10 protein-coding genes and 1 pseudogene are annotated in these 15,288 nt (G+C 35.2%); 10 read left to right on the top strand and 1 reads right to left on the bottom strand.

The window, feature by feature from the left end; genetic code table 11:
* The 7 genes from paaZ to HRU49_RS11940 form a co-directional block, all read left to right on the top strand.
* Window positions 1-2,162, top strand: a 2,162-nt coding sequence (paaZ, locus tag HRU49_RS11970) for a phenylacetic acid degradation bifunctional protein PaaZ (protein ID WP_296357465.1), incomplete at its 5' end; no start/stop codon positions are given.
* 14 nt (window positions 2,163-2,176) lie between these two features.
* The gene (locus HRU49_RS11965; protein ID WP_296357463.1) at window positions 2,177-2,950 is read left to right on the top strand and encodes a DUF3667 domain-containing protein; all 774 of its coding nucleotides are present in this window, start codon (window positions 2,177-2,179) and stop codon (window positions 2,948-2,950) included.
* 75 nt (window positions 2,951-3,025) lie between these two features.
* Window positions 3,026-4,534 carry a serine hydrolase gene (locus tag HRU49_RS11960; protein WP_296357461.1) on the top strand — a complete coding sequence of 503 codons (1,509 nt, stop codon included), beginning with the start codon at window positions 3,026-3,028 and terminating at the stop codon, window positions 4,532-4,534.
* Complete coding sequence (locus tag HRU49_RS11955; RefSeq protein WP_296357459.1) at window positions 4,531-5,283, top strand: enoyl-CoA hydratase/isomerase family protein; 753 nt, start codon at window positions 4,531-4,533, stop codon at window positions 5,281-5,283. Before HRU49_RS11960 ends, HRU49_RS11955 begins: the two co-directional genes overlap by 4 nt.
* A gap of 146 nt (window positions 5,284-5,429) precedes the next feature.
* A complete protein-coding gene (locus HRU49_RS11950; RefSeq protein ID WP_296357457.1) occupies window positions 5,430-8,390 on the top strand; it encodes a hypothetical protein in 2,961 nt (986 codons plus the stop codon).
* Between the two features lie 56 nt (window positions 8,391-8,446).
* The gene (locus tag HRU49_RS11945; RefSeq protein ID WP_296357456.1) at window positions 8,447-9,046 is read left to right on the top strand and encodes a transferase hexapeptide repeat family protein; all 600 of its coding nucleotides are present in this window, start codon (window positions 8,447-8,449) and stop codon (window positions 9,044-9,046) included.
* Window positions 9,047-9,113: 67 nt separating this feature from the next.
* Window positions 9,114-10,751, top strand: coding sequence for a DNA mismatch repair protein MutS (locus HRU49_RS11940; protein ID WP_296357454.1), 1,638 nt, complete (start codon window positions 9,114-9,116; stop codon window positions 10,749-10,751).
* Between the two features lie 58 nt (window positions 10,752-10,809).
* On the opposite strand, the gene HRU49_RS11935 is transcribed toward HRU49_RS11940, so the two are convergent.
* Window positions 10,810-11,283 (bottom strand): Lrp/AsnC family transcriptional regulator, encoded by a 474-nt coding sequence (locus HRU49_RS11935; RefSeq protein ID WP_296357452.1) that lies wholly within the window; start codon window positions 11,281-11,283, stop codon window positions 10,810-10,812.
* Window positions 11,284-11,472: 189 nt separating this feature from the next.
* Here HRU49_RS11935 and HRU49_RS11930 point away from each other — a divergent pair, with 189 nt between their 5' ends.
* The 3 genes and pseudogenes from HRU49_RS11930 to HRU49_RS11920 form a co-directional block, all read left to right on the top strand.
* Complete coding sequence (locus tag HRU49_RS11930) at window positions 11,473-12,759, top strand: dihydrolipoamide acetyltransferase family protein (RefSeq protein WP_296357468.1); 1,287 nt, start codon at window positions 11,473-11,475, stop codon at window positions 12,757-12,759.
* A 3-nt stretch (window positions 12,760-12,762) separates the two neighbouring features.
* Window positions 12,763-13,830: a branched-chain amino acid aminotransferase gene (locus HRU49_RS11925; protein WP_296357449.1), complete on the top strand. Its 1,068-nt coding sequence runs from the start codon at window positions 12,763-12,765 to the stop codon at window positions 13,828-13,830.
* Window positions 13,831-15,288: pseudogene (locus HRU49_RS11920) on the top strand (thiamine pyrophosphate-dependent enzyme); the annotation flags it as partial. It abuts the gene before it with no gap.

Genomic DNA, 15,288 nt, shown 5'->3' with positions numbered 1-15,288 from the left:
TAAGAAAACTATTCCCCAACAGACCTTACCATGTAGATGGCGATCCCATAGATCTTTCAAGAGGAGGTCGCTTTATGGGGCATCACATTATGGTACCCAAAGAGGGTGTGGCTATCCATATCAACGCATTTAATTTCCCAGTTTGGGGAATGCTTGAAAAGTGCGCGGTAAATTGGATGGCAGGAATGCCAGCAGTTGTTTTACCAGCTCCATCATCTTCATATTTGGCAGAAGCCGTTGCAAGAACAATTATTGATTCAGGTATTCTTCCAGAGGGTGCCTTGCAAATCATTAATGGAACTGTAAAAACAATATTAGATACCGTAGAGTCTCAAGATGTAGTAACCTTTACAGGATCTGCTGCAACTGGCCGTTTATTAAAGGCACATCCTAGATTAATTGAGGAATCAGTACCATTCACTATGGAGGCAGATTCGTTAAATGCCTCTATTTTAGCTGAAGATGCTGTTCCTGGTACTCCAGAGTTTGATTTATTTATCAAGGAGGTACGCAAGGAGATGACAGTTAAAGCTGGGCAAAAATGTACAGCTATTCGCCGAATCATTGTGCCTGAAAATTTAGTCGAAGATGTTCAAATTGCGCTAGGCAAGGCCTTGGACAAAGTTACTATTGGAGACCCAAGACTTAAAGAAGTAAGAATGGGATCATTAGTAAGTCGTCAGCAAGTAGAAGCTGTCAAAGATTCTGTTAACGATCTGGCGAAAGAGGCTGAGATTGTGTATGGTAATCTCGATAAAATTGAAACCATTGGTGCCGATGCAAGTAAAGGGGCTTTTATTAGTCCAATTGTATTAAGAGCAGATCATCCATTTAAAAACACAGTAATTCATGAGCGTGAAGCTTTTGGTCCTGTTAGTACCATTATGCCTTATAAATCATTAGATGAGGCTGTGCAATTAGCTCAGATGGGTAAAGGCTCTTTAGTATCTTCAATAGCTACGTTTGATGATAAAATAGCTACGGATTACGTGGTTAATGCAGCGAGTCATCACGGAAGGATTTTAGTGATTAATCGTGAAATGGCTAAAGAAAGTACAGGTCATGGATCACCATTACCGTATTTAGTTCATGGTGGGCCAGGACGTGCTGGTGGTGGCGAAGAGATGGGTGGTATGCGAGGAATCAAGCACTACCTTCAACGTACTGCGATACAAGGTTCACCAACAACTATAACAGAAATAACAGGGATATATCAACAAAAAGCAAAGTATAAGGAAGCAGAACAGCACCCTTTTAAATACCACTGGGAAGATATTCAACCAGGAATGTCAATGCGAACTCACAAGCGCACCATAACAGATTCTGATATTATTAATTTCTCAAATTTAACTTGGGATCATTTCTACGCACATACAGATATCACATCACTGGATGGAAGCATTTTTGAAAAGCGCACAGCACATGGTTATTTTATCATTTCAGCAGCTGCTGGACTTTTTGTATATCCTAATAAAGGTCCAGTCTCTGCAAATTACGGATTAGAGGAGTGTCGATTTTTAAGACCGCTTTACCACAATGACACGATTTATGTTCGATTAACCTGTAAACAAAAAGTAGATCGTGATGTGGCGTCGGCAGAGCATCCAAGTGGAATTGTAAAATGGTTTGCTGAAATTTTTGATGCTGAAGATGAATTAGTGGCTCTAGCAACAGTATTAACAATGGTTCAGAAAAAGCAGGAAACCTTTGTTGAAATGACAGATGAGCAAATTGATGATTGTCTGGCTAAACTTACGGAAGATACTAAACCAAAATGGGGAATCATGTCGCCTCAACACATGATAGAACATTTAGAATATACATACAAGATTGCTGCAGGTGAGATACAAGATTTTGAAATTTCCACACCAGAAAAGATTTTGGAAAAAGTGAAGAATAGTTTGTGGAATTATAACAAATTTCCTCAAAATTCGCAGTTTCCATTATTAGAAAAAGATACGCTTGATGATCTTAAACATGAGGATTTAGCAGCAGCAATTACAAAATTTAAAGAACAACGAGAGGCTTACCTTCAATACTTTAAGAATCAACCCAATGCTACCTTAAGTAATATGGTATTTGGAGAATTAACACGATATGAATGGTACTTGCTAGAGCGTAAGCATTTAAATCATCACTTTGAACAATTTGGAATAGTTTGAAAATGAGCTAAATAATGAAGTGTAAAAATTGTGGAAGCGCTGTATACGATAAATTTTGTCCTCATTGTGGACAGCGGACATCAGTCAGTTCTATAAGTTTTAAAACATTAAAAGATGAGTTTCAAAATAATATCTTTCAAATTAATAGAGGATTCGTATTTACAATTAAAGAACTCACTTTAAGACCAGGACATGCCATTAGAGACTTTATAAATGGTAAGCGAAAACCTTTTTATAAGCCTTTATCGTTCTTACTTGTTACGACGACTGTTTATATATTTATTTCCTATCTGTTAGATGTCGATTCATTTCTCACTAATTTTTTAAATGATTTTAAAGAAGGTTTTGATAATGCTAAAACTGAAAGTAGGGAGTTTGAATTATCCAACACTGGGATTATTGATTGGTTAAAAACCAATCAAACTTATTTGGTTTTTGCATTCGTACCTATTTTTTCTTTGGCTTCTTTTATTGTTTTTTTTAAAGCTAAATATAATTATTACGAGCATTTAGTACTTCAGCTGTATATAACAGGCCAGCAGTTTATAATTATTACAGTTTTTACCTGTGCTTTCTTTTTTAATAGTGAAATATTAATAATAAGTACTTTGTTTGGTTGTGTTTTGTACAGTTTATACACCTATTGGCAGTTTTTTAATAAGAAGAGTTTTCTAAATATTTTTTTCAGGTATATTTTAATTCAGATTTTATCCTTCTTTTCTTATTTTTTCATTTCATTAATAGTAATATTTGTAGGTGTTATAATTTCAAAACTCATAAAATATTAGTGAACAAAATAACGATATCTTAGATTAGTAAAACCAATAAACTAAAAACATATGTCCTAGGTAATGGCAGAAATCATGAGGAAATTCAAAGTAATTCTAGTAGTACTTTTAATCTTTAGTTGTAACGACTCCGAGCAATCAAAAAAAGAGAAAGTTGCTTATAATAAATTTAATAAGCTTACTAAATTTGTGGACATATATGCCAATGACATTATAAAAAAAGGTAATGTAAATTCTCTTGCTGTCGCTATTTATAAAGATGGTAAAATGTATCAAAATTATTATGGTGAAATAGATAAAGGGACAAGCAATAAACCTAATGACAACTCACTTTTCGAAATTGCATCTATCACCAAAACATTCACTGGGTCTTTAGTGGCAAAAGCAGTTTTAGAGGGAAAAATCAGTTTGGATGACGATATACGTAAGTATTTAGAAGGTGAATATTTAAATCTAGAATTTGAAGGACAGCCCATAACTATAAAGTGTCTTTTAACTCATAGTATGGGATTAAAAAATAAATTGACAAAAGGATTTGAGGACATAAGAAATAAGGTAACTAATGGTTCTTATGATTTTAGAACAGATTTCTATGATATAGACGATTTGCTTGAAGAGCTTAAAACCGTTGAAGTTAATGAAAAACCTGGAACAGTCTATGCTTATAATTCTTTGGGCTCTGAATTATTAGCACACATTTTAGAAAAAGTACATGAGAAACCCTTCAAGGGACAAATGAATGTATTTTTCAGAGAACTTGGAATGTATAATACCTACCTCAATAAATCTCAAGAATATAAAGGGCGTTTGGTGAATGGTTATAAAGGAGATGAGTTGGCACCCTTAGATTTTGATCCAGTATACGGTGCTGCTGGTGGTGCAATTTCAACATTGCCAGATTTAGCTATATACATGAAGTATCTAGTTGATAATAAAAATGAACCGTGGGTAAAGGAATCCTCACGTCTACTTTTTGAAGATAAAGAAGAAGATGATCAAGTCGGCTACCTCTGGCAGAATATAGGTTTTGCCCAAGAAGAAGGGTATTACTATTCTAAAACTGGCACATCTAATAGAGTTCAAAGTGGGGTCTTAATTTGTCCAGATTCTAATTATGGTATTATTGTTATGGCTAACAATACATCAGAAAAGGCTCAAAACGATTGGTTAACGCTTTTTTTTAGTGATATCGAACCTGATGTTATTAAATATCCAAGACTCAATTTGTTTTCTGTTTTAAAATCAGAATTTCCTAATGATTTAAAAACGTTTTATGCTGAATTTAATAAGCGTAGAAAAGATACTTTAAACTACTTTTTGAAAGAAGTAACTTTAAATAATTTTGGCTACGAGCTCTTGAACAAAGGTTTTAAAAAAGAGGCGATTAATGTGTTTAATGTCTACACGGAAGTATTTCCAAATAATGCAAACGCATACGATAGTCTTGGGGAAGCATTTTTTATTGTCGAAGATTATAAAAAGGCATTAATAAATTTTAAGAAAGCACTCGAGTTAAATCCAGAAATGGAAACTTCAAAAGATTATATTAAGAAAATTAAAGACATAATTAAACAACAATCATGACACAACCATATGTTAAACTAACCATTGATAATAAAGTAGGGTATATAGAGTTTTTTCATCCAGCACATAATTCACTTCCAGGCGATCTATTAGCAAAACTGGCTAATACAATTAGAGAAGCTGGGCAAAATAATGCCATAAAAGTTATTGTCCTAAAAAGTGGAGGTGACAGAACTTTTTGTGCTGGTGCGAGCTTTAAGGAGTTAATCAGTATTAACGATGAAGCAACGGGAAAAGTCTTTTTCTCTGGCTTTGCTAATGTTATTAATGCTATGCGTAAGTGTCCTAAATTTATAATTGGTCGTGTACAAGGTAAAACAGTTGGTGGCGGAGTTGGTGTAGCTTCTGCTACGGATTATTGTATGGCTACAAAATTTGCTGCTATTAAATTGAGTGAATTAAATGTAGGTATTGGGCCTTTTGTGGTTGGACCTGCTGTTGAGCGCAAATTAGGCTTAAGTGGTATGTCTCAGATAGCAATAGATGCTAACAGTTTTTATCCTGCTGAATGGGCAATGCAAAAAGGTCTGTTTACACATGTATATGAATCCGCTGAAGAGTTAGATGAAGCTGTAAAAGCCTTTGTAGAAAACTTATGTAATTACAACATAGAAGCCATGAAAGAAATGAAGAAAATGTTTTGGAAAGGTACTGAAGATTGGGATACTTTGTTAGCAGAACGTGCAGCTATAAGTGGGCGATTAGTACTGAGTGAATTTACTAAGCAGACATTAAACAGGTTTAAGTAAAACCAGGTTGCTTTAGACAACATTTTTTTTTGAATACTCTTTTTTCTTTACTGAATGCACTTTAGCTAAAAAATTACGCGTTCTGTCGAGTCTATTTTACTCAGGGTTAATGCTTTATGATATTTGTCAGGATCAACCCATACTCTATGAAAACGTATTTCGCTTTGACGCTAGTTTTTTTTAGCGTTTCTTTAAGTTTTACTCAGAATATAGACTATACAACAAGAATCACCCAGTTTAACGCAGCAGGTTCTTGTGCTGATGAATTTGGTAACGAAGAGCATACATGGAAAGGTTGGTTAAGTGATAACATAAATACAACTGAAACTTATTCTGGATGTGTAACACTCAATGACAATATTCCATCCACTCAGAATGGAAATTATGCTAATAGGTCACAAAATAATTCTCCTGCCAACTTTTTGCGTGCAAGAATTGAGGCTTGGGAAGATGATGGCGGTCCAAGGTGTGAATTTAACCCAACTGGTTTTGATGCAGATGATTGTCGAGTAAATTTTATATCTAATATAAATCTTTCAAATCCTTTAGAATATCAATTTCAATCTTATAACCAAAATGTTGGTAACGCTAATTACAATATGAATGTATATTATCAGTATCGTTACAGTACAACGACATTAGCTGATGCGTTGGATAGTGGAACAGGAACTATTACAACGGGAGGAAATCGCCCTTTTTGGGGTGCCAGAGGTACCTGGAGTGTGTTTGATTTAGATTGCGCTGCATCTGGTTCTATAGGAAATAACCAGTTCTCTTCTATGACACTTAGTGTGAGTTGTCAGTCGGCAGTGAGTTTTAAGTGGCGTACAGATAGTCAGGATAATGCAGATTTTTTAAGAGTTTATATTAATGGTGTTGAGCAAGCTGCAATTAGTGGAAATACAGTTTGGACTTTGGTTAATTTACCTCTTGATTATGGTTTGAATATCATTGAATGGCGCTATATCAAAGATGGGAACATTTCTGTTGGTTTAGATCGTGGATTTGTTGATAATATTATATTTACGAATGCTAATTCATTGAATCCAGGGGCTATAGCTGGCAGTCAATCATTTAATATTTTAGGAGATCCTGAGATTTTGTCGTCGTCTTCATCAGGTCAAACTTATGGAATAAACATAGATTATCAATGGCAATATAGCAGCAGTAGTTTAGGGGGTTGGATAAATATTGACGGAGCTACAAGTATGATGTATGATCCCCCAGCTGGATTAACACAGACAAGATTTTACAGAAGAAGAGCCCAGGATAATTGCGGTAATACAGATTATTCTAACATTATTGAGGTCGAAATACTTCCACAATTTGTTTTTGAGTTAGGAGCGTGGGATCCTTATGATCCTGGTGGTTTAAATTCGCCTGGTAGTAATACAACACATTCTGTAATCATTAGAGATAATACAGTGCAGACCAATTCATTTACAACGGGGAACCTAATTGTTGATCAAGGAACCTCATTCACCATTTCAGGTGATGTGGGAATTACCGTGGCCTTTCAATTGCAACTAGATGGAACTTTAGATTTAGGTGAAGATGGACAACTCATACAATATAATACTTTGGTAGTTGGACCTAATGGAGAATTGCGTAAAACAAGAAATGGAAACCCAAATCTTTACAGATATACGTATTGGGGAAGCCCAGTTTCTAATTCAGGAACTGCTGCCAATTCAGGTTTTGATATCGTGGCGGTTATGAAAGATGGAACTACTGGTGTCCCGCGTGATCTTAACTTTACGGCAGTGAATGTTTTAGATGGTATTCCGGGTGATAATTTTACACCAGCTACAATTTCTAGTAAATGGTTATATGCTTTTAGAAATCAAACGAATGCTTATTCAAGCTGGGAGCAAATATCACCTAGTACTTCGTTATTGTCTGGGCAAGGTTTTACCATGAAAGGTACGCAATCAACGACAGGTACACAGCCCTATATATTTGCAGGGACACCTAACAATGGAGATATTACCTTAGGAGTAACAGCCAATAATAATTACCTAATTTCTAATCCCTATCCTAGTGCTATTGATTCACATCAATTTTTACTGGATAATCCAGCTTTGGGTGGTACCCTCTATTTTTGGGAACATTATGGTGGTGATAGCCATCTACTTACAGATTATCAAGGTGGTTACGCTACGTACAACTTTTCTGGTGGTGTGGGTGCGCCGTCAATTGCTACACCAGCTACAGGAGTCTCAACAGAAGGAACAGCTACGAAAGTTCCAGGACAGTATATTCCAGTAGCACAAGGATTCTTTGTAGAAGCAACTGCTACAGGTTCATTTACATTCAATAACAATCAACGGGTTTATGTTGCGGAATCACTAGGGCAAAGTATGTTTGTTAAATCTGCCAATGCAGCTAATTCAGAATCTGTTCAAGCAGATATGCGAACAAAAATTAGACTTGGAATGACTGGCCCAAATAATGGGCATCGCCAATTATTGCTTACAGTTGATGAATTCGCATCCTACGGTGTTGATAAGTATTTTGATGGACAACCTTACGAAGTCTTGCCAAATGATATTGCCTTTTATTTGAATAGTGAGTATTATACGATTCAAGGTATTCCATCCATTGATTCCGATGATGAAATTCCTTTGGTCATTAATAGTTTAGATTCAGGATTATATAATATCGGGTTGGATCATTTAGAGCATTGGGATGATAATCAAGATATTTACCTATATGATGCCGAGTCAGATATTTACTATGACCTCAGAATAAGTGAAGTAAGTGTTAATCTAGTTCCAGGTGAATATATAGGAAGATTTTCATTAAGGTTTGAAAGTAGTACAACTTTATCAATAGCGATAAATCAATCCATAGAAGATGTACTCACAATTTACCAACCTAAAGAGGAGAAGAGAATAGTTATTCAATTAAGCTCGGGAGATTATCAGTTAGAAAGGGTCATACTTTTTGATGTAGGAGGGAGGGCTATTATAACGAAGCGCCCAAACACTCTTACTTACAAAGGTAATAGATGGTCTTTTGATACTCAAGGAATCACTGCTGGATCCTATATCTTACAAATGAAAATCAATGGTGCCATTATAACCAGAAATTTAATTGTCAACTAACATTATTTAGTTTTAAATTAATTGAATTTATTCCATCATTAAACTATTTTTGTTTAATGGCAGTATATTCATTTCAAGGTTATATTCCCGTAGTTCACAAAACTAGTTACGTTCACCCTTTGGCTGCTGTGACGGGTAATGTTATTATTGGTAAGAACTGCTACATCGGTCCTGGTGCCGCCATTCGTGGTGATTGGGGACAAATCATTTTAGAAGATGGTGTTAATGTACAAGAGAATTGTACAGTGCATATGTTTCCCGGAAAGTCTATTGTTCTTAGAGAAAGTGCTCATATTGGTCATGGTGCGATTATCCATGGAGCCAATTTAGGATGCAATTGCTTAATTGGAATGAATTCGGTAATCATGGATGATGCTGAAATTGGTGATGAGTCTATCGTTGGCGCGATGACTTTTATTAAGGCAGAAACTAAAATTCCTAAGCGCAGTTTGGTAGTTGGGAATCCTGCAAAAATAGTAAAGCAAGTAAGTGATGATATAATCGCATGGAAAATAAAAGGCACTGCGCTCTATCAGCAGTTGCCAGCCGATTGTTATGAATCATTGAGAGAAGTTGAGCCGCTCAGAGAAGTACCATTAGATAGAAAACTTCAAGAGGATACTTATAAAACGCTTAGGGAAACTTTTAAAAAGTAGATTGATTCTTGTAGAATAAGTTATACCTTTTGTAACGTCTATCAGAATTACTATACTAATTAACCAAATGGTGAAAGACATTCTTTTTCAAATTAAATATTCTTTTTCTCAATTACACCCCAATCGTAGAAAAGAAGAAAAAAAGAAGCTAATAGAATCCTTTGGGAGAATTAAAGTTGATGAGACTTTTAATTTTAACAGGATTGCACAATACTTCCGGAACAAAGATCATTCAAATATGTATCAGGTACTTTCTGATAAAACATGTAATGATTTGGACTTTGAAGATTTATTTGTTTTGGTTGATCGGACCAGCTCTAAAGTTGGTCAACAATATCTATACAATCGATTAAGAACAATAGATGTAGATAAAAATCAGACAAAACTGAATGAAGAAGTAATTGAAGAATTATTAAAAGATTCTGAATTAAGGGTTTCAATACAACAGAAATTGCTAAAACTCAAAGATGAAGAAGGCTATTATATATCTGAACTGTTTCAAAAACAGCACATCAAACCACCAAGAAGGTTGTTTTTCATAAAACTATTATCCTTAACAAGTTTGTTGTTATTAGTGCTGTCCTTTTATAACCCTTTGTTTTTCTTGGTTTTATTGGGTGTGTTTTGTGTCAATTTCGTAATCCACTTTTGGAATAAAAAGAATTTAGCCGAGTATATTAGTTCAATTCCTCAGCTTTTAAGACTGAATGCAATTGCGTCTCATCTAAGTAAGAATGTTTACATTAAAAGACTTAATCCAAATATTGATGAATCAATTAGAGTAATCAAACAGGTTAAGAGTAGAATGTCTTTTTTTCAACTAGAAACTCGACTTCAGGGTGAATTTGAGATTATTCTATGGTTTTTATTTGAAATCTTTAAAACCGTATTTCTTCTAGAACCTTTGTTACTATTTGATGTTTTAAGAAAGCTAGATACAAAGCGACAGGAAATTGAGGATGTATTTAAATTTGTTGGTCATACTGATATGTTGATTTCAACCGCGTCATTAAGAGGAGGTTTAAAAATACATTGTAAACCAATTATACATAATGAGAATAGTATTATTGCTAATGAGATTTATCATCCATTAATTGTTAATTGTGAAGTAAATAGTATTACGATAAACGACAAGTCTATTCTTCTCACAGGTTCTAATATGTCAGGTAAAACTTCATTTATACGAGCAATTGGATTAAATGTAATTACAGGTTTAACTATCAATATCTGTTTTGCGAAGTCTTTTACATTTCCACTATTAAAAGTGTTTTCGGCTATAAGAATTAATGATGATTTAGTAAATGATAAAAGCTATTATTTTGAAGAAGTTCTCACGGTTAAGGAAATGATTGAAGAAAGTAAGAGTCATGATAGAAACCTATTTCTACTAGATGAAATTTTTAAAGGAACGAATACGGTAGAACGTATTTCAGCAGGAAAGGCTGTCTTATCTAATATTGCTAAAAATAATAATATAGTATTGGTTTCTACCCATGATATTGAGCTAACAGATATGCTTTCTAATGACTATGATTTATATCATTTTAGTGAAGTGATAAACGGAAAAAATGTAGATTTTGATTATAAACTTAAACAAGGCAAATTGAAAAATAGGAATGCCTTAAGAATTTTAGATATAAACGATTATCCAAAAGATCTGGTGGATGAGGCTATAGAAATATCAAAAAAACTAGACGATATTTAGTACTTAAGAGAATCAAAAACCTGACCAAATAGTTATATAATTGTCTGAATATCAGTTATTAAATTCGACTCAAATCAATCTCATTAGTTTCTTTGCCAGTAGATAGTGTAATTAAACTTTGTACATTACCTAGATAGGGTAGAAGGGTCAGCTTGGATATAATAAACGTTTCATAGGCTTCTATATCTTCTACAATAAGCTTCAGTAAATAGTCATAATTTCCACTTACACGATGACATTCTACAATTTCAGGAAAGTTGTTAATCTCGGTAACAAATTTTTCCAAGTAACTCCGTGTATGGCCTTGAAGGGTGATGCCAATAAATACAGTGAGTTTTAATCCAATACGCTTATTGTCAAGAACAGCAACATATTTCTTAATAAATCCTTCCTTCTCTAATTTCTTAATACGTTCAAAAACAGGTGAAGTGGTCATTCCCAATTCTTCAGCAATACTTTTGGTTGTGCGATTACTGTCTTTTTGAAGAATCTCCAATATCCGAGTGTCTATTTTATCAAGTGTATGTGGCATCAGAAAATTATTTTTAATTCGCTATAAAATTCAAATATAAAAAGAATAAAAAACTTATATAAATGCATAAAAAAGATAAATATTCTGAATAAATTTAATTTATAAGTTATTTTAGGATGTAAATATCAAAAATTAATAATTTTGATACTTGTAATAAATGAGTCGAAATTGAACAGTTTTGAATTAAGAATGCCCAAAATGGGTGAAAGTATTACCGAGGGCACCATTATAAATTGGTTAATTAAAGAAGGCGATAGTTTTGAGGAAGGTGATATTATCCTGGAAGTTGCTACGGATAAGGTTGATAATGAAGTACCCGCTCCGGCTTGCGGTAAACTTGTTAAAACCTTATTTGAAGCTAAGGATGTCGTTCCTGTTGGAGAAGTTATCGCTCTGCTAGAAGTTTCCGATGCAGTCGAAAGCTCAAAGAAGCAGTCAACAGAATCAAAACAATCCAATTCATTGCCTTCTAAGAAGAAAACAACAAAAAAGCCACAGACTGCTCAACCTGTAGTCAATTCGATTTCAAATTCATTTTCAGTTAATAATACAAATACCTTTTTTTCACCATTAATTATTTCAATTGCTAAAGCTCAGCACATAAGTTTTGAGGAGTTAGCAAGGATCCCGGCAACAGGTAAGGATGGGAGATTACGAAAAAGTGATGTATTTCAGTATATACAAGATGGTAGGCCATACAAATTTGCTCAACCTGTAGTCCACGATCCAACGGCTTACAGGATACCACAATTGACATTTGAAAAAGGAAAAGGAATGATTGTAGAAATGGACCGTATGCGTCAGATGATTGCTGACCATATGGTCTATTCTAAACACACGTCACCACACGTAACGGCATACGTAGAAGCCGACTTAACCAATATGGTAAATTGGCGGAATGCCAATAAAAAAGCCTTTCAAGAGAAATATGGTGAGCGTTTAACGTTTACTCCTTTATTTGTGGAGGCTGTTGCAAAAGCCATTAAAGATTTTCCAAATATTAATGCTTCTGTTGATGGCACAAATATCATTGTAAAAGATGATATAAATATTGGTATGGCAACGGCATTACCTAGTGGTAACTTAATAGTTCCCGTAGTGAATAATGCAGACACTAAGGATTTAAAAACTTTGGCGGCAAATGTCAATGACTTGGCGGCTAAAGCCAGAGATAATAAGTTGGCAGGAGATGATATTAAGGGGAGCACATTTACGATATCCAATGTTGGAACATTTGGAAGTGTTATGGGTACACCAATAATTAATCAGCCTGAAGTTGCCATTTTGGCTTTAGGTATTATAAAAAAGCGACCAGAAGTTATTGAAACAGAAAATGGTGATGAAATTGCTATTCGCAGCATGATGTATCTGTCACTCTCTTTTGATCATCGTGTCGTCGATGGATTCCTTGGCGGAAGTTTTGTGCGCCGTGTCGCAGATTATTTTGAACAATTCGATACAAATAGAAAGATATAGCATATGTCTTATAATATAAATATTACTACAGTAGAGCATTCTAAAGTAGATGCACTAGATTTTGACAATATTCCTCTAGGGACCACATTCACTGATCATATGTTTATTTGTGATTATGAAAATGGAGAATGGATTAACCCAAGAATTGTTCCAATGGGAATGATTCCAACGCATCCTGCGGCAATGGCATTGCATTACGGACAAGCTATTTTTGAAGGTATGAAAGCCTACAAAAATCCAGATGGAGAACCGATGCTTTTTAGACCTGAACAAAATGCTAAGCGATTGAATAAAAGTGCGGATCGTATGGGAATGCCAAATTTTCCGGAAGATTTGTTTGTGCAGGGTTTAAAAGAATTGGTGAGTTTAGAACATAATTGGATACCGCCGAAAGGAGGTAGTGCGCTGTATCTCAGGCCATTTATGTATGCTGATGAACCTTTTATTGGTATGCGTGCAGCAATACGTTATAAATTTATAATTATGGCCTCACCTGCTGGTCCATTTTTTAGTAAACGTATAAAATTATGGGCAGAAAAGCAGTTTATTAGAGCAGCGCATGGAGGAACAGGGGAAGCTAAAGCTGCAGGTAATTATGCTGCAGCAATTCGGCCTACAGAGTTGGCAAAAGCAAAAGGGTATGATCAAGTTCTTTGGTTGGATGCCGCTGAGCATAAATACATTCAGGAAGTGGGAACCATGAATATTTTCTTTAAAATATCAGGTGAATTTATTACACCTAAATTAGATGGATCCGTATTAGATGGTATTACTAGAAAAAGTATTATACACCTTTTAAGAGATAAAGGATATAAGGTAACAGAACGTCTCGTAAAACTCAGTGAGATTAAAGAAGCGTCTGAGAAAGGTAACCTCGAGGAAGCTTTTGGAGCTGGTACAGCTGTTGGTATTGCCTATATTCAAGAGATTGGATTGGAGGGTGAAATTATTCATGTGTCTAATGAGAGTCCAGTTGGATTAGATATTAATGATACGCTTAATGCCATAAAAACAGGGCAGCAGGAAGATAAGTTTGGATGGATGTTGAAAACTAGAAAGGAATTAGCTTAAATGAATAAGGACATTTTAAGAAAAGGATTTTCAAAGCTTTGTACAGCCAAAGCCATGGCCGAGTTGTATGAAGAAAACTTTAAGCAAGTTTCAAAATACGTACATGCCACCTCTAGAGGTCATGAAGCGATTCAAGTGGCTTTGGGAATTATTACCTCAAGACTATGCATTTCCGTATTATCGTGATGATGCGATGTTGTTAGCATTTGGTCTGCAACCATACGATTTAATGTTGCAACTTTTAGCCAAAAGGGAAGATCCTTTTTCTGGCGGAAGAACCTATTACTCACATCCAAGTTTAAAAGATGAAGACAAACCAAAAATTCCGCATCAGTCTTCAGCAACAGGTATGCAGGCTATTCCTGCCACTGGAGTTGCAATGGGTATGCAGTATAAGGAACAACAGGGGTTAAATGATACTTCAATAGAAAATCCTATTGCTGTGTGTTCGTTAGGGGATGCCTCTGTTACAGAAGGGGAGATTGCTGAAGCTTTTCAGATGGCAGCGCTTAAGCAGATGCCAATTCTATATATGGTTCAAGATAATGGATGGGATATATCAGCCAATGCGGCTGAAACCAGGGCTCAAAATGCAGCAGAATATGCAGCGGGATTTCATGGTTTGGAAGCCATTTCTATAGACGGAGCTAACTTTGTTGAAAGCTATGAAGCTATTGAAAAAGTGATTGCTACTATTAGAAAGGAACGTCGTCCATTTTTAGTACATGCCAAAGTACCGCTATTAAATCATCATACCTCTGGTGTTCGTATGGAATGGTATCGCGATGATTTAGAGGAGGCGAGATCTAGAGACCCTTATCCTGTTCTAAAACAACACTTATTAGCTTCTGGATTTACAGAAACTGAAGTAGGTGAAATTGAAAACGAAGCTAAATCTAAAGTAGCTTCAGACTTCAAGGACGCCTTAAATGCCGAAGACCCTAAGCCAGAGGATTTATTTACTAACGATTTTGTGCCCACCCCAGTCACAGAAGAGGTTGGAACCCGTGAACCTGAAGGAGCTGAGAAAGTTGTTATGGTAGACTGCGCATTATTTGCGGTTGAAGAATTAATGCGAGCAAATAAAGAATGTCTACTTTACGGACAAGATGTCGGTGGTCGTCTTGGTGGTGTATTTAGAGAAGCAGCCACCTTAGCGCAAAAGTTTGGTGATGATCGTGTATTTAATACACCAATTCAAGAAGCTTTTATTGTTGGGTCTACTGTTGGTATGTCGGCAGTTGGATTAAAACCAATCGTTGAGGTACAGTTTGCTGACTACATATGGCCAGGACTAAATCAATTATTTACAGAAGTAAGTCGAAGCTGTTATTTATCTAATGGTAAATGGCCTGTCAGTATGATACTTAGAGTGCCAATTGGTGCTTATGGCAGTGGCGGACCTTACCATTCGTCTTCCGTTGAAAGTGTGGTTACTAATATTAGAGGTGTTAAAAT

It is taken from the genome of Winogradskyella sp. (genome assembly GCF_013213975.1).
In the GTDB taxonomy this organism is placed as follows: domain Bacteria; phylum Bacteroidota; class Bacteroidia; order Flavobacteriales; family Flavobacteriaceae; genus Winogradskyella.
The sequence above is the reverse complement of the archived record's forward strand: the minus strand, read 5'-3'. Positions and strand labels throughout refer to the sequence as shown.

Bases quoted from the DNA above. Each gene is read 5' to 3' on its own strand.
- HRU49_RS11965 (WP_296357463.1), top strand. From the start codon at position 2,177: ATGAAGTGTAAAAATTGTGGAAGCGCTGTATACGATAAATTTTGTCCT.
- HRU49_RS11960 (WP_296357461.1), top strand. From the start codon at position 3,026: ATGAGGAAATTCAAAGTAATTCTAGTAGTACTTTTAATCTTTAGTTGT.
- HRU49_RS11955 (WP_296357459.1), top strand. From the start codon at position 4,531: ATGACACAACCATATGTTAAACTAACCATTGATAATAAAGTAGGGTAT.
- HRU49_RS11950 (WP_296357457.1), top strand. From the start codon at position 5,430: ATGAAAACGTATTTCGCTTTGACGCTAGTTTTTTTTAGCGTTTCTTTA.
- HRU49_RS11945 (WP_296357456.1), top strand. From the start codon at position 8,447: ATGGCAGTATATTCATTTCAAGGTTATATTCCCGTAGTTCACAAAACT.
- HRU49_RS11940 (WP_296357454.1), top strand. From the start codon at position 9,114: ATGGTGAAAGACATTCTTTTTCAAATTAAATATTCTTTTTCTCAATTA.
- HRU49_RS11935 (WP_296357452.1), bottom strand. From the start codon at position 11,283: ATGCCACATACACTTGATAAAATAGACACTCGGATATTGGAGATTCTT.
- HRU49_RS11930 (WP_296357468.1), top strand. From the start codon at position 11,473: ATGCCCAAAATGGGTGAAAGTATTACCGAGGGCACCATTATAAATTGG.
- HRU49_RS11925 (WP_296357449.1), top strand. From the start codon at position 12,763: ATGTCTTATAATATAAATATTACTACAGTAGAGCATTCTAAAGTAGAT.